The sequence below is a fragment of the Paraburkholderia translucens genome (assembly GCF_020881035.1).
Lineage (GTDB): Bacteria > Pseudomonadota > Gammaproteobacteria > Burkholderiales > Burkholderiaceae > Paraburkholderia > Paraburkholderia translucens.
This window is the reverse complement of the sequence record NZ_JAJITC010000003.1, coordinates 435,656-458,168: the sequence shown is the minus strand read 5'-3', so window position 1 is coordinate 458,168 and position 22,513 is coordinate 435,656. Positions and strand designations below refer to the sequence as shown.

Annotated in this window: 20 protein-coding genes and 1 pseudogene; 4 read left to right on the top strand and 17 right to left on the bottom strand. The window is 65.7% G+C overall.

The annotated features are described in order from the left end of the window. Positions 1-4 precede the first annotated feature (4 nt). The 4 genes from LJ655_RS07655 to LJ655_RS07640 form a co-directional block, all read right to left on the bottom strand. Positions 5-1,978: a hybrid sensor histidine kinase/response regulator gene (locus LJ655_RS07655; protein WP_230560640.1), complete on the bottom strand. Its 1,974-nt coding sequence runs from the start codon at positions 1,976-1,978 to the stop codon at positions 5-7. Positions 1,979-2,037: 59 nt separating this feature from the next. Next, positions 2,038-2,529 (bottom strand): response regulator, encoded by a 492-nt coding sequence (locus LJ655_RS07650; RefSeq protein ID WP_230560639.1) that lies wholly within the window; start codon positions 2,527-2,529, stop codon positions 2,038-2,040. An 80-nt stretch (positions 2,530-2,609) separates the two neighbouring features. Beyond that, a complete protein-coding gene (locus tag LJ655_RS07645; protein ID WP_230560638.1) occupies positions 2,610-4,220 on the bottom strand; it encodes a sensor histidine kinase in 1,611 nt (536 codons plus the stop codon). Next, a complete protein-coding gene (locus tag LJ655_RS07640; RefSeq protein ID WP_230560637.1) occupies positions 4,217-4,492 on the bottom strand; it encodes a hypothetical protein in 276 nt (91 codons plus the stop codon). The genes LJ655_RS07645 and LJ655_RS07640 overlap by 4 nt, the downstream gene beginning before the upstream one ends. 112 nt (positions 4,493-4,604) lie before the next feature. Between LJ655_RS07640 and LJ655_RS07635 the strand changes: the two genes are divergently transcribed. Beyond that, positions 4,605-5,096, top strand: a complete 492-nt coding sequence (locus LJ655_RS07635; RefSeq protein WP_230560636.1) for a hypothetical protein — start codon at positions 4,605-4,607, stop codon at positions 5,094-5,096. Between the two features lie 108 nt (positions 5,097-5,204). Here LJ655_RS07635 and LJ655_RS07630 read toward each other — a convergent pair whose 3' ends face one another. Then, entirely contained in the window at positions 5,205-7,640 is a 2,436-nt protein-coding gene (locus tag LJ655_RS07630) for an AsmA family protein (RefSeq protein WP_230560635.1), read from the bottom strand. 238 nt (positions 7,641-7,878) lie between these two features. Here LJ655_RS07630 and LJ655_RS07625 point away from each other — a divergent pair, with 238 nt between their 5' ends. Both LJ655_RS07625 and LJ655_RS07620 read left to right on the top strand, forming a co-directional pair. Further along, entirely contained in the window at positions 7,879-8,619 is a 741-nt protein-coding gene (locus tag LJ655_RS07625; protein WP_230560634.1) for an ABC transporter ATP-binding protein, read from the top strand. Then, positions 8,616-9,422, top strand: coding sequence for an ABC transporter permease (locus LJ655_RS07620; protein WP_230560633.1), 807 nt, complete (start codon positions 8,616-8,618; stop codon positions 9,420-9,422). Before LJ655_RS07625 ends, LJ655_RS07620 begins: the two co-directional genes overlap by 4 nt. A 54-nt stretch (positions 9,423-9,476) precedes the next feature. Here the strand turns inward: LJ655_RS07620 and LJ655_RS07615 are convergent, their stop codons facing one another. Both LJ655_RS07615 and ligD read right to left on the bottom strand, forming a co-directional pair. Beyond that, complete coding sequence (locus LJ655_RS07615; RefSeq protein WP_230560632.1) at positions 9,477-10,025, bottom strand: DUF6013 family protein; 549 nt, start codon at positions 10,023-10,025, stop codon at positions 9,477-9,479. Between the two features lie 322 nt (positions 10,026-10,347). Beyond that, positions 10,348-11,415: pseudogene (ligD, locus tag LJ655_RS07610) on the bottom strand (DNA ligase D); the annotation flags it as partial. Between the two features lie 258 nt (positions 11,416-11,673). Here ligD and serB point away from each other — a divergent pair. Continuing rightward, the gene (serB, locus tag LJ655_RS07605) at positions 11,674-12,513 is read left to right on the top strand and encodes a phosphoserine phosphatase SerB (protein WP_230560631.1); all 840 of its coding nucleotides are present in this window, start codon (positions 11,674-11,676) and stop codon (positions 12,511-12,513) included. 96 nt (positions 12,514-12,609) lie between these two features. Here serB and LJ655_RS07600 read toward each other — a convergent pair whose 3' ends face one another. From LJ655_RS07600 to LJ655_RS07555, 10 genes are all read right to left on the bottom strand, one after another. Next, complete coding sequence (locus LJ655_RS07600; protein WP_230560630.1) at positions 12,610-13,794, bottom strand: cystathionine beta-lyase; 1,185 nt, start codon at positions 13,792-13,794, stop codon at positions 12,610-12,612. A gap of 84 nt (positions 13,795-13,878) precedes the next feature. Continuing rightward, positions 13,879-14,538, bottom strand: coding sequence for a hypothetical protein (locus LJ655_RS07595; RefSeq protein WP_230560629.1), 660 nt, complete (start codon positions 14,536-14,538; stop codon positions 13,879-13,881). A 62-nt stretch (positions 14,539-14,600) separates the two neighbouring features. Next, complete coding sequence (gene bktB, locus LJ655_RS07590) at positions 14,601-15,785, bottom strand: beta-ketothiolase BktB (protein WP_230560628.1); 1,185 nt, start codon at positions 15,783-15,785, stop codon at positions 14,601-14,603. A gap of 87 nt (positions 15,786-15,872) precedes the next feature. Continuing rightward, a complete protein-coding gene (locus LJ655_RS07585; RefSeq protein ID WP_230560627.1) occupies positions 15,873-16,823 on the bottom strand; it encodes a sugar kinase in 951 nt (316 codons plus the stop codon). 3 nt (positions 16,824-16,826) lie between these two features. Beyond that, on the bottom strand, positions 16,827-18,221 hold the full coding sequence (gene rimO, locus LJ655_RS07580) for a 30S ribosomal protein S12 methylthiotransferase RimO (protein ID WP_230560626.1): 1,395 nt from the start codon (positions 18,219-18,221) through the stop codon (positions 16,827-16,829). 81 nt (positions 18,222-18,302) lie between these two features. Then, on the bottom strand, positions 18,303-19,346 hold the full coding sequence (locus LJ655_RS07575) for a tRNA dihydrouridine synthase (protein WP_230560625.1): 1,044 nt from the start codon (positions 19,344-19,346) through the stop codon (positions 18,303-18,305). Positions 19,347-19,368: 22 nt separating this feature from the next. Continuing rightward, entirely contained in the window at positions 19,369-19,641 is a 273-nt protein-coding gene (locus LJ655_RS07570; protein WP_230560624.1) for a hypothetical protein, read from the bottom strand. Between the two features lie 41 nt (positions 19,642-19,682). After that, positions 19,683-20,300 (bottom strand): polyhydroxyalkanoate synthesis repressor PhaR, encoded by a 618-nt coding sequence (gene phaR, locus LJ655_RS07565; protein WP_230560623.1) that lies wholly within the window; start codon positions 20,298-20,300, stop codon positions 19,683-19,685. Between the two features lie 137 nt (positions 20,301-20,437). After that, complete coding sequence (locus LJ655_RS07560) at positions 20,438-21,178, bottom strand: 3-ketoacyl-ACP reductase (protein ID WP_230560622.1); 741 nt, start codon at positions 21,176-21,178, stop codon at positions 20,438-20,440. A gap of 146 nt (positions 21,179-21,324) precedes the next feature. Then, the gene (locus tag LJ655_RS07555) at positions 21,325-22,506 is read right to left on the bottom strand and encodes an acetyl-CoA C-acetyltransferase (RefSeq protein ID WP_230560621.1); all 1,182 of its coding nucleotides are present in this window, start codon (positions 22,504-22,506) and stop codon (positions 21,325-21,327) included. Positions 22,507-22,513: the final 7 nt, after the last annotated feature.

Here is a 22,513-nt window from a genome sequence, read left to right as displayed (position 1 = left end):
GTTCTCAGGCGCCCTTGCGCGCCTTCAATTGCGCCGCGCTTTCCATCATCGTTTCGAGCTGGCCGAAATTGACAGGCTTCGTCAAATGCGACGTGAAGCCCGCGCTCAAACAACGGCGCACGTCCTCGTCGGTGCCGAAGCCGGTCAGGGCGACCGCAGGCACGTCCGACTGTTCGCGAAACGCCTTGATGAAATCGAGGCCGGTGCCATCAGGCAACCCGACATCGCTGACGACCAGATCGAAGCTGCGCAGCTGCGTCGCCGCAAGCGCATCGTCGACGCGCCCGACCACCGTCACGTCATGGCCGACGCTGCGCATCAACTGCGCCATCACGTCGGCGGTATCGATGTGATCCTCGATCAGCAGCACCGTCAGCGAGCTTGCCGGCTGCGCCGTGCTCGGCACGATGACCGGCTGAGCGGCGGCCGGCGCCGCGGCGGTCGGCAGCGTGATCGTGAAGGTCGCGCCGCAATGCGGACCGGGGCTCTGCGCGGTCACGGTACCGCCGTGCACGTCGGTCAAAGCCTTCGTGATCGCGAGACCCAGACCGAGGCCGCCGAACTGCCGCGTCATCTTCTGGTCGCCCTGCTCGAACGCATTGAACAGCTTGCCGATCTGCTCGGGCTCGATGCCGATGCCGGTGTCTTCGACCGAGATCTGCACCTGCATGCGTTCGTCGCGCGTGCGCACATAGATATGACCGCCGTCCGGCGTGAACTTCGCGGCGTTGCGAATCAGGTTCCACAGCATCTGTTGCAGGCGCGCGCGATCGGCGAGCACGTAGTGATGCGTCGCGTGCTTCTCGACATGCACGTCCTGCTGCTTGACCTGGATTTCGCTGCGAAAGAGTTCGAGCACGCTGTCGATCACCTCGTGCACGTCGACGGTCTCCAGCGACAGCCGAAGCTTGCCGTTCGCGACGCGCGTGAGATCGAGCAGGTCGTCGATCAGCCGCGCCTCCAGCTCGACGTTGCGGCGGATCATCCGCACGCTCGCGCGTGCCTGCTCGGGCAGCCCGGGGATCATCTCGAGCACGCTCGCGCCCGCGAGCACCGGCGTGAGCGGCGTGCGCAATTCGTGGGAGAGCATCGCGAGAAAACGGTCCTTCGCGCGATTCGCTTCTTCAGCGGCCTGGCGCGCGGCCTGCTCCGACTCGAGCAGTCGCTCGCGCTCCTCGATCGCCTCGCGCTGCGAGTGGATGTCGGTGCAACTGCCGAACCATTTGCTGACGTTGCCATCGGCGTCGCGCATCGCGACCACCCGCACGTCGAACCAGCGGTACTCGCCGTCGTGCCGGCGAATCCGCATCTCCTGGCGATAGTCGCCGCTGCGGCTCGCGACCGCCTGTAGCCAGCTGCGCCGGATCTGCTCGCGATCGTCGGGATGCACGGCGTCGAGCCAGGCGAGACCGTGCGAGCCGTGTTCGGGCAAGCCGGTGTAGTCGCGCCACTGCTTCGACAGGAAGTCGCAATTTCCGGCCGCGTCGCAAGTCAGCACGAGATGCGGCAACGCTTCCGAGAGCGTCCGGTAGTGCAGTTCGCGATCGCGCAGCAGCAGCGCCTCGTCGGACGCGCGTTGCAGCCGTACCTGCGAGAGCACGCGCTCCACGGCTTCCGGCAGATAGTCGAGATAGTCACCGGACTTCGGCACCACGTCGGACACGCCTGAGCGCAGCGCTTCGATCACGCGCGATTCGTCGGTGAAGCCGGTCACGAGAATCGCCGGAATGCGCACGCCCTCCGCGCGCAGACGCCTGAAGAAATCGAGCCCGGTCTCGGGACCGCTCAGCTGATAGTCGAGCACAAGCAGATCGGGGCCGCCGTTCGCGAGGCGCTCGCGGGCCGCCTCGACGCCGGCGCAGATCGCCACCCGGCAGCCGGCGCGCTCGAGTGACTTGCGCGCGAGTCGCAAGATGCCTTCGTCGTCATCGACGACCAGCACGTATGCGGCGTGCGGCGTGGACACTTCTTGGGTCATGCAGATCTTCTCTGGGTCAGTTCGGGGCTTATCTTGTCATGAACGGCTTTCGGACAGCTTCAGGGCGGCGCGAGCCGATGCCCCGGCGGCAGCTTGACCACTTGCAGGAAGAAGCCGAGCCGGCGCACGGCCTCGATGAACGCATCGTATTCGACCGGCTTGCAGATATAGACGTTGCAGCCGAGCTCGTAGCAGCGCGCGATTTCGCGCGGATCGTCGGTGGTGGTCAGCACGATCACCGGCACCGCGGCGGTCTCGGGGGCTTCCTTCAGACGCCGCAGCACCTCGAAGCCGTCGACGCGCGGCATCTTCAGATCGAGCAGCACGACGAAATTCGCGAGATTTTCGCGCGATGGATACGGACGGCCGTCGGCGTCGGTCAATGGCTGCGCGGGCGCGGGGCCGAAGAAATAATCGAGCGCCTGCTGGCCGTCGCGAAAGCGCATGAAGCCGTTCGAAATGCCGGCGCGGCGCAGATTGCGCTCGACAAGCGTCGCGTGACCGTCGTCGTCTTCGATCAGAACGATGCTGACCGTTTGCGCGTGATTCATAGGCTCTCCGTACCAACGATTCGTCATGCGTGCCGCGGCCAGGATGGCGGCGTCACTGCTCGCGCCGGCATGCGCCGCGCTCACAGGCGCACCGGCTGTTCGGGCAGTACCACGAAAAACGTCGAGCCCGCGCCTTCAGCCGATTCGACCCAGACGCGCCCGCCGTGCCGCTCGACCGTGCGCCGCACCAGCGCCAGACCGATCCCCTCGCCGCTCGCGACGTCCCCGTGCAGACGCTGGAATGCGCGAAACACCTTCGACAGATACCCGGCCGGAATACCGAGCCCATTGTCGCGGACGTAATAGGTGCGCATACGGGCCGCGCGCGGTTCGCTCTCGTCGACAGGTCCGGGCTCCAGCGCGCCGACCTCGATGCGCCCGCGGCGCGCCGGATCGAGAAAATTCAGCGCATTGCCGATCAGGTTGCTGAAGACCTGCTCGATCGCCGCCGGGTCGCCCCATGCGGGCGGCAGCTCGCGCACCGTGACGCTCGCCGCGCGCTGCTCGATCGCGCCTTGCAGCGCATCGACGACGCGCGCCACCGCGCGTCCGACGCTGACCCGCTGCCACTGGTATTCGAGCCGTCCCGCGCGCGAGATGCGCAGGAGCGCGTCGATGATCGCCGCCGCGCGCGCGACCGCGGTGCGCAAATAGTGCAGCGATTCGCGCACGTCGCCGTCGAGGATCTGCGTCATGCGCCGCTGCTCACGCTCAGGCAGGCGAGCCTGCCCGATGATGCCGTCGAGCTCGTCGCACGATACGTGCAGCTCCTTCGAAAAACCCTGCAGATTGACGAGTGGCGAGCGCAGATCGTGCGACACGCTGTAGATGAACATCTCGTTGTCCTGCGTTTCCTGGCGCAATTCCTCATTGACGGCTGCCAGTTGCAGCGCGCGTGTTTCGAGCTGCGTCTTCAGGGCCTCCTGTTCGGCTTCGGCCTCGCGCAGTCGCGCGTCGGTCTGATGCAGCACCGTGTCGAGCGCGGCGATTTCGTCGCTGCCCGACAATGGCGCCGCGAGCGGCCGGCCGCTGCCGAGCCGCTCGGCGTTATCGGTCAGGACTTCGAGGCGTTGGCCGATGCCGCGCGCGAACACGAACGCGGTGACCGCCCAGATCAGCATCGAACCGAACACGGCAGCGATGAGCGCGCGCTGCTGAAGCTCGCGCCGCTCTCCAAGCGCGGTCGACTGCTCGAGGTCGAGTTGCGCCGCCGCCGCGCCGAACTGGGCCAGCTCGTCGCGGAACACGGCGATCTGTTGCGGCAACGCGCCGGTTTCGAGCGCGATATAGGGGCGCAGACTGCGCCCCTCGTGCAACGCCCGCGAAATGGCGACGCTCTGTTCGCGATACGCGTCGATCGCGCGCCGCATATTGCGTACGCGCTCGGCCTGGGATGGCGTTTCGGCGACCAGCGTATCGAGCTTCGCGAACCGGTCGTTCAGGTCGACCCACACCGCATGGCGGTCGATCAGCGAAGCGTCGCCCGTCACCATGGCCGTGCGCACGCGCGCGGCCTGACGCAGCAGCGGATCGACGATGGCCGACGACTGGTAAAGGATCTGCTTGCTGTTGTCGACCCACTGCGCGGCCTGCGCGGTCTGCTCCTGGGTATCGAAGACGACCCCGAGCAGCGCGAGTTCGACCACGCTCGGTACCGCGATCAGCAGCAAGCCTTTGGTGAATAGTTTCATGGTCCCGTCAGGGCGTTCAGGCTGTGATTCAGGCTGTCACTCGAACGGCGGGGCTCGCGCACACCCGTCGCGCCCCTTGAGGCGGGCGCGGCGCGGCCAGAGCGGCCATTATCGACGTGAATTTGAGATATTTCAACGGCGCGCCAGCAAGCGCCCGACCACATAAAAATGACTTTTTTATTGGGATGGGATGTTTTTTCGGCGCTGCCTGCGTCTATGATGGAGACAAGGTGTGCTGGGATGCGAATGCGCGCGGCGAGGCGGTTCGGCATGATTCGTGCGGGAGGCGGTGAGCGATGCAGTAGCGTCGAATCATCGTGAATCCGGCCTTGTCGTATGCTATAAAAGATCGACGTGCGGCGCGCGAAAGCCGGGAGTGGTCGCATGAGGACGCAGCGTTTCTTGCAATTCCTTTTCAGGCGAATTTTTATGTCCTTCCCGAAAAAGCGTAAGCGCGCGAAGGTGGACGGCGACGAGTCGTTCCTCGCGGTTCTGCGGCATTTCAAGCCGTTCGGTCAGCTCGACACCAAGATCGCCCGTGCCCGTGCGCAGGATGAACCCGTGCTCTATGCGCATGCGCTACCCGGACTCGATGTACTGCTATGCAGTGTGCGCGGCGCGCAGCCCCCCTATCCCGCACCGGCCGAGTTGCGGCGGCGCTGCATCGAATCCATTACCAACGCGCTGGAGCAGCCGCTCGATGGTCTCGAGAACGGCGGCTACTGGTACGAGTCGGACGGCTTCGGCTTCCTCGTGTTCGCGAGCCGCGCGCGCGGCAAGATTCTGACGGAGTTCGGCGCGACGCGGATCGGTACCCGCCGCGGCGTGCGTCGTCAGGATGCGGCCGGCGATGCAGCACCGCGCTCGCTCAGATAGCGTCATCAGGCGCCCTGAAGTTCAGCGCTACTGACAGCTTGTCCTGTCGTATCTCGCCGGTCATCCGGCATCCCATCTTCGGCATGGCCGCAGGCCGCGCCGACAGCATCAACTCCCCTTGTATTCGGCCGCGCTCGCCGGCGACAGCGCGGCGGGCTTGCGACCCGAAACGGCCGGCTTGGACGCGCCGCCCGAGGACTCGTTGACCGGCGCGCCCTCGTGCGAGACCGGTGTGTTCGGCTGCTTGACGCCCGGCGGCGGCGCCTTGGGCATCTGCTGGGCCTGCGCGAGCAATTTCGTACATGCAAGCGGCTTGTTGTTGCTCGGCGCGAGCAGCGGGATCAGTGCCGCGAACGGATTGATCAGCCCGAGGCCGACCGCCGCGCCCCCACGCAACGCGAGCGCGGCCGCATTGACGCCGACGCGCGGGTCCTTCAACGTGCCCTTCACGTACAGCGGAGAACGCAGCGAAAGGACCCGGAAGCCCTTCGTGTGCGGATGCACGCCAAGGTCCAGCGTCTCGTCACGCAGATTCACGTGACCGTCGATGTTGATCACCGCGTCGCCGGTATCGAGCGCGAACACACGCGCCTCGAGCACACCGTCGGTGGCGATGAAATTGGCGGCCGCGCAGTTGATCTGCACGTCGCGATCGCCGAACAGCTTTTCATACACGACGTTCGCGACGTTCAGCCCCGCCGCCTCCATCAGCAGACGGCTTACGGTGCCCTCGGTGACGAGGGCCTTCAGCTCGCCGTTCGAAGTCGCCGCGAGCGCCGCGGGCGAATTGCCGGTCGCGGACAGCGACGCATCCCCGTTGATCTCGCCGAGCGCGTTCTGCATCGTCTTGAAGTTCGGGAACAACTGCTTCAACTTCAGATGCCGCGCCGACATGGCAAAGCGCCCCTTCAGCGGCGCCCCGCTGCCATCGAGGTGAATGTCCGACGCGAGCGAGCCGCCCGCGACGCCGAACTTCAGCGGCACGAGCGACAGCACGCCATCGGTCATCACGACGTGGGTGTACAAATCCGTGATCGGCAGATTCGGGTTCTTGACGATGCGCCGGCCGGCGTACTTGACGTCGGCGTCGATCGCCTTCCAGCGGTCGGTGTGGAACTCTTCGGCCGGCAGTACGCGATCGGCCGGCTGATGAGTCTTTTCGCCGCGTTGCGCCTGGCTCGCCTTCGAATCGGCGCCGATCACCGGCGCGAGATCCGGGAACTGCAATAGATGCGATTCGACTTCACCCTGCAGCAGCGGCCTCGGCTCTCGCGCGGTATAGGTCAACGAACCGTTGAGATCGCTGCCGCCGACCCGGCCCGTAAAGTTTTCATAAGTGAACACGTTGCCGCTCGACTTGAACCGACCGATCAGATGGCCCTCGGTCGCGTACGGCGGAGTTTCGGGCAAGGTCACGCCGGTCAGCGAATACAGGCGTGCCATGCTGTTGCCTTGCAGCCAGAGACGCAGATCGAGCGCCGCGAGATGCGCCGGATCGGTAATCGTGCCAACGAATGCGATATGCAGGTCGCCGCCTTTCACGTCGGCCTGCACCGGGAACGGCCGGTTCACGTCCTGCAGCGCGAGCACGCCGCCGAGCTTGCCGCTGCCGGACACCGGCGTGCTGTTGTATGTGCCCTTGACGGTCCATCCGATCGCATAGAGCGGGCTCGCGCGCGGTGCGCCAGGTGCGCTGCCGCTCGCGCCCGACTTTGCCGCGGCTGCGCTGGCGCTCTGGTGCGCGGCTTCGCCCGGCGCGGTGGCGCCGCTCGTCGCGGGCGCGCCCGCTGCTGCCGATGCCTGCGCCGCAGCCGGCGCTTCGGAAGCTGCTTTCGCCTCCGAGGCTGCCTGCGCCTCGGCCTGCGCGGCGAGCTTGCTCGCGCCCGCGCGGCCGATCGCCTGCGCGGATGCGCTGCGCGAGGCCGCCTCCTGCTGTTTGAGCGCGTCGCCGAGCGGAATCGGCTGCCCGAGCGTATCGACGACCATCCGAAGGTCGACCTTCTTCTGCTGGTCCGACAGCGCGATATTGCCCTTCGCGAAGCCGACATCGTGCAAGTCGAGCGTCCACTTCGACGGTCCCCGCGACGACGGCAGCTTGAAGGTCCAGTTGTTGCGCCCATCGGCCAGGCGTTCGAGATCGACCGACGGATTGACGAGGTTGATCGCCGGAATCACGATGTCATGCGCGAGCAGCGGCAGCACCTGGACCTCGAAATCGATTTCGTCGAGCGTCGCGAACTGCGGCTGCCTGGCCCAGTCGGGATTGCCGATCGTGATATTGGCTGCCGAAAAGCGCGGCCAGGGCACCCAGCCGCGCCAGCCGGTTTCGCCGGACGGAGAACGCCAACCGACCTTGAGATCGCCGTTGATCGCGAACGGCCTGCCGATCGCCTGGCTGACCTTATCGTCGACGTACGGCCGCGCGCGGTTCCAGTCGAAGGTCAGGATGAAGATGACGAGCGCGACAACCAGGATGACAAGCGCCGCCAGCAGCCATGCAAAGACTTTTCCGATCCGTCGTCCGACGCTGCTCGACCCTGCCATCAATAAACTCCGCTTGTTGTTCTATGTTGTGCACCGTGCAGCAGTTATCGTGCCCGGCGCGGCGACATGCATCGCTGCGCCAGCGCGTGCGATGGCGCGCGTGGTCGCGCGTTGTGGTTTTATCATGGCGCACACTTTGCCGACACGCCAACGGGCGCATTGACGCCGTCGCGCCGGCATCGAAGAATCATGGCCGATAAAGTACCGTTCCCGGCCCCCTCTCCACGACGATCCAACCATGACCGATGTTCCCTTCGTCCTCGCCAACGGCATCGTGCGGCGTGATGCCGAGCGCGGCCAGACGCTGTTGCAACCGGCCACCTTCGCACTGCGCGCAGGCGAGCGCGTCGCGGTCACCGGACCATCTGGCTCCGGCAAAAGCGTGTTTCTGCGCGCGCTCGCGCTACTTGATCCGATCGATGCGGGACGCATTCTGTGGCATGGCGCGCCGGTCGAGCGCGCGGCGATTCCGCGCTATCGGCGCAATGTGGCGTATATCCGGCAACGGCCCGCGTTGATCGACGGCAGCGTCGAAGACAATCTGCGCTATCCGTTCGAATTGCGCGCATATCGCGACGTGCGCTTCGATCGCGCCCGGGCGGCCGCGCTTGCCATACGAGCCGGCCGTGGCGAAGACTTTCTCGACAAGCGCGCGAGCGAGCTGTCAGGCGGCGAAGCGCAGATCGCCGCGCTGATCCGCGTGCTGCAACTCGCGCCTCAAGTGCTGTTGCTCGACGAACCGACCGCATCGCTCGACCCGGCGTCGTCGCGCGCGATCGAAGCGCTCGTGCGGGCGTGGTTCGATGCCGCGCCGGGACGTCATGCGTCGATATGGGTGTCGCACGATCTGGAGCAGGCGGCCCGCATGAGCGAACGGCATCTGACGATGCGCGCCGGCGTGCTCGGCGAAGACCTTCCCGTCCACGGCGAAGCCCAACACCGCGCTGCTGCCGGACTGCCTCGGGAGACCCGCCCATGACCCTGCAGAATTTGAGCCTGTGGGACGTCGCGATCGCGACGCTGCTGATCGTCGTGAATGGCGCGGTGTCGGTCGCGCTGAAGCTCGATCTCGAGCGCAAGCTCGCATGGGCCGCGGTGCGCACCGTCGTCCAGCTACTCGCGATCGGCTATGTGCTCGGCTGGGTGTTCGAATTCGATCGCTGGTACGTCGTGCTGCCGCTGATGATCCTGATGACGCTGATCGCCGGTTTCGCCGGCGCCCAGCGCGGCAGCCGCACCTATGCCGGGCAACGCGCCGACAGCGTGCTGTCGATCTGGGTGAGTTCATGGCTCGTTGCAGCGGTGGGCCTGTTCGTCGTGATCCGCATTCATCCGTGGTACGCGCCGCAATATGCGATTCCGATTCTCGGCATGATCCTCGGCAACACGCTGACCGGCGTGTCGCTTGGCATCGAGCGGATGATCGAGGAACTGACCGCGCGGCGCGACCGCGTCGACATGGCGCTCGCGCTCGGCGCGACGCGCTGGGAGGCCGCGCAGGCGCCAGCCCGCCAGGCGGTGCGCGCGGGCATGATGCCGACGTTGAACCAGATGGCGGTGGTCGGTGTCGTGAGCCTGCCCGGCATGATGACCGGTCAGGTGCTGGCGGGACAGTCGCCATTGCAGGCGGTGCGCTATCAGATCGTCATCATGTTTCTGATCGCGGCGGCGTCGGCGCTGGGGACCGTGGGCGCGGTGCTGCTCACGTACCGGCGGCTCTTTTCGGCCGGGCACCAGTTCTTGCCGGCGCGGCTGGTCGAGCGCGCGGCGCGCAAGGGATGACGCACCAGCGCATGCTGCGGGCCGCGGACGCGGCAATCCCCTGCCCGCTCGTCTTCAACGCTTCGCGGTGATCGCCACCTCGGTGCCGTCGCTCAGCGTCAGCGTTTTTGTCGTGCCGTTGACCGGCATCGTGAAACGCACGATCTGGCTCATGCGCACATCGTTCGGACACTGGAGCGTCTTGCCTCCGCTCGTCACGGTTTTGACGCCATGGGGCGTCTGCGCCTGGAAGCTCAATTGCACGGTCGCGGTGCCGTCTTTCGACACCACCGGCGCGAAGCGGATCTGCGTCTGGCGGATCATCGCGCCATTCGCGTCGACCGGCAGCGACGAGTAGTCCGGGCACGCATCCGTGCCGGGCACCGGACCACCTGGCGGCACGGTCTTCCAGGTGAAGTCGTCTGATTCGCCCGAGCGGATCGTGCGGGTTTCCTGGGAATTGCCGAACTGTTTCGACGTGACGCGAACGGTGTAGCGAATCGGACCGTCCAGCGGGGCCTGGTTGGTCACCGTGATCGGCGTGGCTGCACGAGCAGCCGGCACGAGCGTGCAGGCGAGAGAAGCGACAACGGAAACGGCGGAGAGTTTGAAGCGCAAGCTCATACTGTCACCTCGTTGTGGTGCCGCTGCGCGCTCGCGTCGGTGCGACTGCCTGTGCACTGTTGTTCACGCACGTCCCAGCTCAGCCGGGTTATACCGGCTTGCCTCGCCGCAAGACACGCAACCGTTTTGGCATGCTGCGTCGTCAGTCTAACGCCAAGCGCGATGCCGCGCGTGCCGTGTCGGCTCGGGTGTTAACCGGCTTGCGGGGACGCGCTTTCTGCGCGCCGATTTCATCTCAAAACCCTGTTGGAACCAGCTTGCCGACCGCGCGCCGAGTCCGCGCGGTGCATGTGCGATCGAATTCAGCCACCCGGACGATCGCTCATGGCGTGCCGCCCAGACGTTTTTTCATTGCGGCCGTGATGCGCTGACGCGTCTTCGCATAGTTCGCCCATGGGTCGCTTTTGAGACCGTCCACGCGCTCGCGCACGTTGCGGATGTTCCACTGATCGCCACCCGTCGTCTTCTCGAGTTCATCCCATGCTAGCGGCACCGACACCCCGAGCCCCGGCCGCGCGCGAGCCGAGAATGCCGCCACCGTGCTCGAGCCGCGGTTGTTGCGCAGATAATCGATGAAAATTTTCTTCTTGCGATTCTGCGCGCCCATCTTCGCGCTGAAGTACCGTGGCAGCGTCGCCGCCATGTGCCGCGCGACCGCCTGCGAGAAGTCCTTCACGTCGTCCCAACCGGCCTGCTTCACGAGCGGAACGACTACGTGCAAGCCCTTGCCGCCGCTCGTCTTGCAGAACGACTCGAGGCCCAGTTCGTCGAGCAGCGAGCGCGTCAGTTGCGCGGCCTCGATCATGCGCTCCCAGCCGAGCGACGGGTCCGGATCGAGATCGAACACGACGCGATCGGGCTTTTCGATGCTCGACGCAATCGCATTCCACGTATGAAATTCGACGGTGCCCATCTGCGCGGCGCCGACCAGCGCGGCGAGCGTGTCGATCGTGATCAGCGGCGGATGGCCCGGATCGAGTCCCTCATGCTGCGTGACGTGGGCAATCGCCAGCTTCTGGCTGTGCTTCTGGAAGAACAGCTCGCCGCCGATACCCTCGGGCGCGCGCACCAGCGCAACCGGCCGTTCGCGCAGATGCGGCAGCATCCATTCGGCAATGGATTCGTAGTACTGCACGAGTTCGAGCTTGCTTGCCCCACTGCTTGTGTCGATCACGCGATCAGGATGCGAGATGCGCACGCCGGCGATTTCGCTCTGCGCGCGCGTGCGGCTTGCCGTGGTTCGGGCGGACGCGCTTTCCGAAGCAGCGGTCCTGGCGGTCTTTTTCGCCGCGCGCTTGTTGGGCGAGCTTTTTTGCGGCGCCTCTTCGGAAGCGGCTTCGGTTTGCTGTTGCACGTCAGCTCCTTGTCGGGCGGATTCCCTGACATCAAGCGCAGCAGCAAGCGTGCCACGGGTTCCAGTGAATCTTGCCGAGCGGCTACCGCTCGACGGCGGCCCGGCCGATACCCGCAGAGGCCGCCTCCAGGTCCGAGCAGGACCGGCACCGCCGCACACCCGCAAATTCCCCAGCGCCCGCCGTGCCTCGGCTCACCATCCAGCCGCCCACGACGGCGCAGCGCACGGAACCGATACAATAGCGGGATTTTCCGCGCGCCCCGCGCCTCCATTTTCCCGCGTCACTGGTCGTCCATGAACCTCGTCATTCAAAGCGTCGCCCCCCTTTCCGCCGACCACCACAAGACACTCGTCGCGCTCGCGCGCGGCTCGCAAGCCGCCGTCATCGACGCGAACGCCATTCGCATCGCCGATGCGAACCTCACGCAACGCGCCGACGTCGAAGCGTATTGCTACGCGCATCAGCTCGATTACGCGTTCGTCGATGCAGGGAGGCAGCTGCGCGACTTTGGTCTCGTCGCGATGGACATGGATTCGACGCTGATCACGATCGAGTGCATCGACGAGATCGCCGATTTTTGCGGGCTCAAAACCGAAGTCGCGGCGATCACCGAAGCGGCGATGCGCGGCGAGATCAAGGATTTCAACGAAAGCCTGACGCGGCGCGTCGCGCTGCTAAAGGGCCTCGACGCCGGCGCGCTCGAGCGCGTGTACGAAGAGCGGCTGCAGTTGTCGCCGGGCGCCGAACGCATGCTCTCCGGCGCGAAACAGGCGGGCCTGAAAACGCTGCTCGTATCGGGCGGCTTCACGTTCTTCACCGAGAAGCTGAAGGCGCGCCTCGGCCTCGATTTCACGCGCGCGAACACACTCGAAATCGTCGACGGCAAGCTGACCGGCAAGGTGGTCGGCGAGATCGTCAATGCCGACGTGAAAGCGCGCACGCTGCGCGAAACTTGTGCGACGCTCGGCATCGAGCCGTCGCGCGCGATTGCGATGGGCGACGGCTCGAACGACCTGAAGATGATGGCCGAAGCGGGACTCTCCGTTGCATTCCGCGCCAAACCGGTGGTGCGCGAGGCAGCCAGCGTGTCGTTCAATTTCGTTGGACTGGATGGCTTGCTGCGGTTGATTTGAGGCCGGGGCTTTCGCAGCATGGAGCCCAAAAAAGCCCGCCGGGAACGCATCCCGGCGGGCTTCTCGAACCACCACGCGGAACAGCGGCAGCGCGCGTCAAGCGAGCGTCGCGAGACTCCGCTCGATATCCGCGCGCAGATCCGCCTCGTCCTCGAGACCGATATAGAAGCGCACCAGCGTGCCCCTGTGCGGCCACTGTGCCGCTGTCCGCATCGACGCGATGTGATACGGCATTGCGAGGCTATGCGCGCCTCCCCAGCTCCAGCCAAGCGAAAAAAGCTCGAGCGATTCGCAGAAGGTGTCGATCTGCGAATCGCTGTAACGCTCGTCGAACACGACTGAAAACAGGCCGCCCGCGCCGGTGAAGTCACGCTTGTATACTTCGTGCCCCGGGCAATCGGCGAGCGCCGGATGCAACACCGCGGCGATTTCCGGCCGGCTCTTCAACCACGTCGCGAGCGACAGCGCCGCGCGGTCGTGCTGCGCGAAACGCAGCCGCATGCTCGGCAGGCTGCGCAGAATCAGCGAGCAGTCGTCCGACGACACGCCGATGCCCATGCGCATGCGCGCCGCCTTCAGCTTCACATGGACTTCGCGGTCGACCGTAATCGTCGCGCCCATCAGCACGTCGCCACCGCCCGACTGGTATTTGGTCAGCGCCTGCACCGAGATGTCGACGCCGTGCTCGAACGGCCGGAACGCGAGGCCCGCGGACCACGTGTTGTCGATCGCGGTGACGACCTTGCGCACACGCGCCGCCGCCGTGATGGCCGGCACGTCGGGCACTTCCATCGTCACCGAGCCGGGCGCCTCGATCCAGATCAGGCGCGTGTTCGGCCGGATCAGACTAGCGATGCCCGCGCCGATCAGCGGGTCGTAGTAGCGCGCCGTGACGCCGAAATCGCGCGCGAGCCAGTCGCCGTGATCGCGGTTCGGCGAATAGACGTTATCGGGAATCAGCACGTCGTCGCCGGCCTTCACGAGGCCGAAGTAGACGTTCGAGATCGACGACAGCCCCGACGGCTGCAGCAGCGCATGATTGCCGCCCTCGATTGCAGCGAGGCGCTGCGCGAGCGCGATCTGCGTCGGCGTCGCATGCAGGCCGTAACGCCATTGCGCGTCGTTCTTCCAGTCGAGCGCGCGCATCGCGGCGAGATCGGGGAACACCACCGTCGAGGCGCGCGTGACCGGCGTCGAGAACGATTCGAAGCCCGGCGTGATCTGGTCCTCGGCGTGCACGATGCGGGTTTGCAGAGCGCGTTTGAGTTTGGATTCAGTCATGTAAAGCTCGATGAAAAACGCAGGAGAGCGCGACTGGCACGTTAGCCGCGCTGCGCGATTCCGGATGCGCGGCGCGCAGACCCGTCAGTCGCCGGTTTGCAGGTTGCTGACGCCGCCCACCGGATGTCCGCCGGCAGCGGGTGCCGCTGCCGGTGCCGCTGAGGCCGCCGCAGCCGCGCCGTTGGCCGCAGCGGGTTGCGGCGCCGGGGTCGGGGCATTGGCTGTCCCCGCGCCGGCCGAACCGGCCGCCAACGGCCTCAGGTTGAACTCCTGCGGGCTCGAATCGTCGACATTCATCCGGTCGCCTTCGAGCGAGCCGTCGGCCGCGAACTTACCGACCCAATTGCCGGTGATATGCGTGCCGTCATTCGATTCCTCGACCTCGAGCGTATCGCCGACGCGATCGCCGGCGATCAGGATCACCTCACCGGTATCGGTGTACTGATACTCGCCGTGCACGCCGGACGGGTCATCGGTCTTGGGGCCAAGCCGCAGCACGATCGGCCGCGCGCCGAGCGTGCCCGCATAGCGCGGGAACTTCGCGAACTCGGGGCTCGGTTTCAGCGGCAACTGGATCGGCGGCGGTGCCGCCAGTTGCTTGACCGCATCGCTTTCGGCCCAAGCCTGCGACGGCGTCCACAGCACCGCGCCGGCGCACAGCAGCGCGGCAGCGCTCGCCACCACGCCAGCGCGCCGGCGCAACGCGCGCGTTGCCGAATCCTTCGTCACTTTCGCTTCCTGCATGCTGTCCATCCTCGTTACTGTTCCTGCTTGCTACCTATGCCGCACGCGCCCGCCGCACGCGATCAGAGACGCTCGAACACCGCCGCGATGCCCTGGCCGCCGCCGATGCACATCGTGACGAGCGCATAGCGCCCGCCGATGCGCTGCAGTTCGTACAGCGCCTTCACGGTAATCAGCGCGCCGGTTGCGCCGATCGGATGGCCGAGCGAAATGCCCGAGCCGTTCGGATTGACCTTGGCCGGGTCGAAGCCGAGCTCCTTGCTGACCGCGCAGGCCTGCGCGGCGAACGCCTCGTTGGCCTCTATCACGTCGAGATCGGCGACCGTGAGACCGGCCCGCTCGAGCGCCTTGCGGCTCGCCGGCACCGGCCCGATGCCCATGTACGCCGGATCGACGCCGGCATGCGCGTAGGACACGAGCCGCGCCAACGGCTTCACGCCGCGCCGCTCGGCGACGCCGCGCTCCATCAGCACGACGGCCGCGGCGGCGTCGTTGATGCCCGACGCGTTGCCCGCCGTCACCGTGCCGTTCTCCTTCACGAACACCGGCTTGAGCTTTGCGAAGTCTTCCGCCGTTGCGTTCAGCCGCGCATGCTCGTCCGTGCCGAACACGACGTCGCCCTTCTTCGACGCAATCGTGATCGGCAGAATCTGTTCCTTGAAGTAGCCGCTCGTGATCGCGTGCGCCGCGCGGCGATGCGATTCGAGCGCGAGCGCGTCCTGGGCGTCGCGCGAGATCTCGTACTTGCGCGCGACGTTCTCGGCGGTCACGCCCATGTGGATCGACTGGAACGGATCATTGAGCGCGCCGACCATCATGTCGACGAGACGCGCGTCGCCCATGCGCTGACCGAAGCGCGCGGCAGGCATCGAGTAAGGCGCGCGGCTCATGTTTTCCGCGCCGCCGCCGATCGCGATATCGGCGTCGCCGAGCAGGACGCTCTGCGCCGCCGAAACGATGGCCTGCAAGCCCGAGCCGCATAGCCGGTTGACGGTCAGCGCGGGCGTATGCTGCGCGACCCCGCCGTTGATCGCCGCGACGCGCGCGAGGTACATGTCCTTTGGCTCGGTATGCACGACATTGCCGAAAACGACGTGCCCGACTTCGTCACCCGACACGCTCGCGCGCTCGAGCACTTCGCGCACGACGCGCGCGCCGAGATCGGTCGGCGCGAAATCCTTCAGGCTGCCGCCGAACGTGCCGATTGCCGTGCGCACACCGCTTACCACCACTACGTCCCGTTGCATCGCTTGCTCCTCCTGTTGTCTCTCCAGTTTGCCTGGATGATTACGCCAGCACGGGCCATGTTGCGCCGCGCGCGGCTCAAATGATAGCTAGCCCGTCAACAGCCGCTCGACTGTCTCGCGCGACGGAATCGGTGCGACCGCGCCATAGCCTTGCGTCGACAGCGCGGCGGCGACGTTCGCGTAACGCGCGGCGGCAAATGGATCGTCGCCCGCGACGATGCGCGCGATGAACGCGCCGCCGAAGCAGTCGCCGGCGCCGGTCGCATCGACCGCATCGACGACGTGGCCCGGCACGACTCGCCGCTCGTTCGGCGTGGCGATATACGAGCCATCCTTGCCGAGCTTCAGCGCAACCACGCTCGGTCCATGCGAGAGCAGAAAGTCGACGATCTCGTCGCGGCCAGTCAGCCCCGTCAGTTCGGTCACGTCATCCCAGCTCGGCAGGCAGATGTCGGTCTGGCGGATCGCCTCGAGCATCACCGCGCGCGCCCGCGCGAGCGGCCACAGCTTCAGGCGCAGATTGGTGTCGAAGCTCACGCGCACGCCGTTCACGCGCGCATGCGCGATCGCGTCGAGCGCGGCATCGCAGGCGCTCACGCTGATCGCGAGACTGATGCCCGACAGATGGACGACCTTGGCCGCCGCGAGCGCGTCGCGCGGCAAGTCGGCCGGCGCATAGCGGCTCGCCGCCGAGCCCGCGCGCAGATAGTCGAACGCGTGGCCACTGGGGCCGTGCGAGACGAAATAGACGCCGGTCGATGCTTGCGGATCGATACGCACGAACGACGTATCCACCCCTTCGCGCTCCCACAGGTCCACGAGCAGGCGTCCGAAATGATCGGCGCCGACCGCCGAGACGAAGCCGGTCCGCGCGCCCTGGCGCGCGGCCGCGATACAGAAGTTCGACGTGTCGCCGCCGAAGCCTTGCAGATAGTTCGGCTGATCCTTCGCCGACTGGTTGAATTCGATCATCGCCTCGCCGAGCGCGAGGATTTCCGGGGTTTGAGCCTCAGGCCGCGCGGCCGCGTTGACCACCATCGCCTAGACCTCGCCCCACAGATCGTGGCCATCCGCGCCGGTTATCTTCACGGATACGAAATCGCCGACCTTGTAGCGCTTCGACGCCTTGGTGGCCGGCGCGATATAGACGACGCCGTCGATCTCCGGCGCATCCGCGGCGGTGCGGCCGATGCCGCCATCGGCGTTGATTTCGTCGACCAGCACCTTCAACGTCTTGCCGACCTTCCTGGCGATGCGCTTCGCCGACACCTGTTCGGCCACTTCCATGAAACGCGCGCGACGCTCCTCGCGCACTTCGTCGGGCAGCGCGCCGTCGAGTTCGTTGGCACTCGCGCCTTCTACCGGCGAGTAGGCAAAGCAGCCGACGCGATCGAGCTCCGCCTCGCGGATGAAATCGAGCAGCGTTTCGAACTGCTCTTCGGTCTCGCCCGGGAAGCCGGCGATGAACGTGCTGCGGATCGTCAGATCGGGGCAGATCTCGCGCCACGCCTTCACGCGCTCCATGACCTTCTCGGCGTTGGCCGGGCGCTTCATGCGCTTCAACACTTCCGGATGCGCGTGCTGGAAAGGCACATCGAGATACGGCAGCACGTGGCCCTTGTACGGACCCTCGGCCATCATCGGAATCACTTCGTCGACGCTCGGGTAGGGATACACGTAATGCAGACGCACCCACGCGCCGTATTGCGCCGCGAGTTCGCCGAGCGCGGCGACCAGATCGGTCATGCGCGTCTTGATCGGCTTGCCGTTCCAGAAACCGGTGCGGTATTTGACGTCGACGCCGTAAGCGCTCGTGTCCTGCGAAATCACGAGCAGTTCCTTCACGCCGGACTTGAACAGGTTCTCCGCTTCGAGCATGACTTCGGCGACCGGGCGCGAGACGAGATCGCCGCGCATCGACGGGATGATGCAGAACGTGCAGCGGTGATTGCAGCCCTCGGAAATCTTCAGGTATGCGTAGTGGCGCGGCGTGAGCTTGACGCCCGCGGCGGGCACCAGATCGATGAACGGATCGTGCGGCTTCGGCAGATGGTTATGCACCGCCTGCATCACCTCGCCGACCGCGTGCGGGCCGGTCACGGCGAGCACCTTCGGATGCACTTCCTCGATGAGCCCCGCGCCGCTCGCGCTCTTCTTCGCGCCGAGGCAGCCGGTGACGATCACCTTGCCGTTTTCGCTGAGCGCTTCGCCGATGGCGTCGAGGCTTTCCTGGACGGCTTCGTCGATGAAACCGCAGGTGTTGACGACCACGAGGTCCGCGCCGTCATAGGTGCCGGAGATTTCGTAGCCTTCGGCGCGCAGCTGGGTGATGATCTGCTCGGAGTCGACGAGGGCCTTGGGGCAGCCGAGGGAAACGAAGCCGACTTTCGGCGAGGCGCCCGGCACGGCCGCAGCGTTCGAGGGGGTGGAAGACATGAGGAACCGCTTGAAGACGTTAAACCCTGAATTGTAGCGGTTCGGCACCGCTACCGCTCGTAAGTCTTTGAATTCTAGTCTTCAAACGGAGATGGACTCGGCCGGATCGGCTTGATTCAGCTCGCTATGTTGGTCGCCGGAAATGTCCTGACGCGACGGCGCCGAGGTGCCTGCGGCCGCCAGCGCCTCGCCGACAACCGAAAGAATTTCGTCAGTGTCCTGCACGCGACGGATCGCCGCGTGCAGTTCGGCCGCTTGCGGCCAGGTGCGCTGCAGATAGCTCAGCCACTTCTTGACGCGGCCATGCTCGTGGCTCAGCGTGCCGCGCGCGCGCAGCTTAATCAGGTAGCCGACGATCGAACGCAGCACCTGCTGCCATTCGTCGGCTGACGGGCAGGGGTCCATGAGCCCGCGGATTCGCTGCGCGAGGAATGGGTCCGACACGGCGCCACGCCCGATCATCACGTCCGCGCAACCGCTGACCGCGCGGCAGCGCTGCCAGTCCGCCACGCTCCAGACCTCACCGTTCGCGATGACTGGCACCGCGACGGCCTCGTCGATGCGTGCGATCCATTCCCAGTGGGCAGGCGGCCGGTAGCGGTCGTCGCGCGTGCGCGCATGCACGACGAGCGAGGCCGCGCCGCCGTCCGCGAGCGCCTGCGCGCATTCGATCGCCCGTGATGTGTCGGACACGCCGAGGCGCATTTTTGCCGTCACGGCAACACTGGCTGGCACCGCGGCGCGCACGGCCGAGACGATCCGGTTCAGCAGCTCCGGGTTCGCGAGCAGCATCGCGCCGCCGCCATGCTGATTGACGACTTTGGCGGGACAACCGAAGTTCAGGTCGATACCGTAGGGCGACAGCGTGGCCGCATGCGCGGCATTGCGCGCCATCCAGTCGGGATCGCTGCCGAGCAGCTGGATCACCATCGGCGTGCCGCTGGCGGTCACGCTCGCGTGCAGGATTTCGGGCGCCTCGCGCTCGTAGACGCGCGTCGGCAGCAGGGAGCCTGTTATCCGGACGAATTCGGACACGCAGCCGTCGAAAGCGCCCGCGCTCGTCAGCACGTCGCGCAGCACGTAGTCCGCAAGCCCTTCCATTGGGGCGAGAAACAGCCGACTCATGAGGATAGGGGTAAACGGCGGGTCAGCGCAGACTGATCCGTGCAGCCGATGCTGACACGATCAGGGCAACGATCTGAAACATAGGGTGGGTCCAGCGGAAGGAAAATGGGAACGGCACGAGCGGTCCGGCATTGTAGCGCGTCAACGGCCGCAGACTCCCGCCCCGCGCGGCCAGATCGGCAACGAGGCTGAATGAAAACGACACGCAGGCGATCAGTCGCTGGCGCAGCCAGTACCGCGGGACGCTGCCGCGACGATGAAGGTCGGCTGCACGCGTGCTGGCTTCCCCGAACAAGCCCTCCTCAACCCGAGCTGAGCTCGCCGCCACTCATTGCGTCACTTCTTTTCCGGCTCCGGACTGCCCTGCGGCGCAGCCGGCGCGTTGCTCGCGTTGGTCGCATTGACCGCGCCGCCCGGCGTGAACGGGAACGAGGCGAACATCGTCTTCGCCTGGTTCTGCATCTGCTCCTGCATCTGCACGAACATGTTCTTCGATTGCTCGATGTAGCTGGTCATCATGCCCTGCATCATCGGCGCCTGCATGTTCATGAACTGCGACCAGACCTCGGGATTCATCGCCTTGCCTTCATAGAGATTCTTCGACTGGTCGGCGAGCTTCGCCTGAATGTCGATGAAGGCCTGGATATTCTTTTCCAGATACGTACCCATCATGCCCTGCATCGCATGACCGTAGAACCGGATGATTTGCGACAGCATCGACGACGAGAACATCGGCAGGCCGCCGCTCTCTTCTTCGAGAATGATCTGCAGCAGGATCGAGCGCGTCAGGTCCTCGTTGCTTTTGGCATCGATCACCTTGAAATCTTCCTGATCGAGCACGAGTTGCTTTACATCGGTCAGCGTGATGTAGGTGCTCGTCTCGGTGTCGTAGAGCCGACGATTCGGATATTTCTTGATCAGTCGTTCGGCCGTTTTCTTTGTAGTAGTAGTCATGTAACGCCTTTAAGCTCGAGTTTAGCAAACGCGGAAACCGCGTCCGGGCTGCGCAATCGGACCATTGCCCAGCCGGGACGCCGGCGAAACGAGCTGAGCCGAAGAGCGCACCGCTTGCAAGCCGGCGCGCCGACGGCTCAGCCCATATGCAAGCCGCCGTTCAGCGAAAAATCGGCGCCGGTGGCGAAGCCCGATTCTTCCGACGCGAGCCACGCGACAATCGAGCCGATTTCGTCCGGCTGACCGAGGCGGCGCACCGGAATCGTCGCGACGATTTTTTCCAGCACGTCCGGGCGGATCGCCTTGACCATGTCGGTACCGATGTAGCCCGGCGACACGGTATTGACCGTGACGCCCTTGGTCGCGACTTCCTGCGCGAGCGACATCGTAAATCCGTGAATGCCGGCCTTCGCGGTCGAGTAGTTGGTCTGGCCGAACTGGCCTTTCTGGCCGTTCACCGACGAAATGTTGATCACGCGGCCAAAGCCCCGCTCGACCATGCCGTCGATCACCTGCTTGGTGACGTTGAACAGGCTGGTGAGGTTGGTGTCGATCACCGCCGTCCAGTCTTCGTGCGTCATCTTGCGGAACACGACATCGCGCGTGATACCGGCGTTGTTGACCAGCACGTCGATCTCGCCGATTTCGGCTTTGACCTTGTCGAATGCGGCCTTGGTCGATTCCCAGTCGCCGACGTTGCCCTCGGACGCTACAAAATCGTAGCCGAGTGCTTTCTGCTCGTCGAGCCACTTCGCACGGCGTGGCGAATTCGGGCCGCAGCCTGCGACCACCCGAAAGCCCTCTTTGTGCAGACGCTGGCAGATGCTGGTGCCGATGCCGCCCATGCCGCCCGTTACGTACGCAATTCGCTGTGTCATAAATCACACTCCGTTATCGTTGTCGAGGTGCCCGCCGGCGCCCTCGTGCCTCGCCTGATGCTGGTCCGCGTTGCCGCCGGGCGACCGACTGGCAATGTGCACGGCCGCGCGCGAACGGTCGAGAATGCGCGCGGCGACCCAGTACTTTAAATGCGCTCGACCGCGAGCGCGACACCCATACCGCCGCCAATACACAGCGACGCCAGGCCCTTCTTCGCATCGCGCTTCTGCATTTCGTGCAGCAGCGTGACCAGAATCCGGCAGCCGGACGCGCCGATCGGATGGCCGATCGCAATCGCGCCGCCGTTCACGTTGATCTTCGACGTATCCCAGCCCATCTGCTTATGCACGGCGAGCGCCTGAGCGGCAAATGCTTCGTTGATTTCCATCAGGTCGAGATCGGCCGGCGTCCAGCCCGCGCGCTCGAGGCAGCGGCGCGAAGCCGGCACCGGGCCCATGCCCATCACCTTCGGATCGACGCCCGCGTTCGCGTACGCCTTGATGCGCGCGAGCGGCGTGAGGCCGAGCGCTTCCGCCTTCTTCAGCGACATCACGAGTACCGCAGCCGCGCCGTCGTTCAGACCCGATGCGTTCGCCGCCGTAACCGTGCCTTCCTTCGAGAACGCAGGCTTCAGGCCCGCCAGCGACTCGGCGGTTACGCCATGACGCACGAATTCGTCGGTAACGAAGCGCAGCGGTTCGCCCTTGCGCTGCGGAATCTCGACCGGCACGATTTCGTCATTGAAGCGCCCTGCCTTCTGCGCGGCTTCCGCCTTGTTCTGCGACAACGCCGCGAACGCATCCTGCTGCTCGCGCGTGATGCCGTATTCCTTCGCGACGTTCTCGGCCGTCACGCCCATGTGGTACTGGTTATAGACGTCCCACAGGCCGTCGACGATCATGGAGTCGATGAGCTTCGCGTCGCCCATGCGGAAGCCGTCGCGCGAACCGGGCAGCACGTGCGGCGCGGCGCTCATGTTTTCCTGGCCGCCAGCCACGACGATGTCGGCATCACCGGCGATGATCGCGTTGGCCGCGAGCATCACGGCCTTCAGGCCCGAGCCGCAAACCTTGTTGATCGTCATGCCCGGCACGGCCGACGGCAAGCCCGCCTTGATCAGCGCCTGGCGCGCGGGGTTCTGGCCGGAGCCCGCGGTCAGCACCTGGCCCAGGATGACTTCGCTCACCTGTTCCGGCTTCACGCCTGCCCGCTCGAGTACGGCGCGCACAGCTACCGCGCCAAGTTCGGGAGCGGCGGTCTTCGCCAGCGACCCACCAAATTTGCCAACTGCAGTACGAGCCGCCGATACGATCACAACGTCAGTCATTTCCATA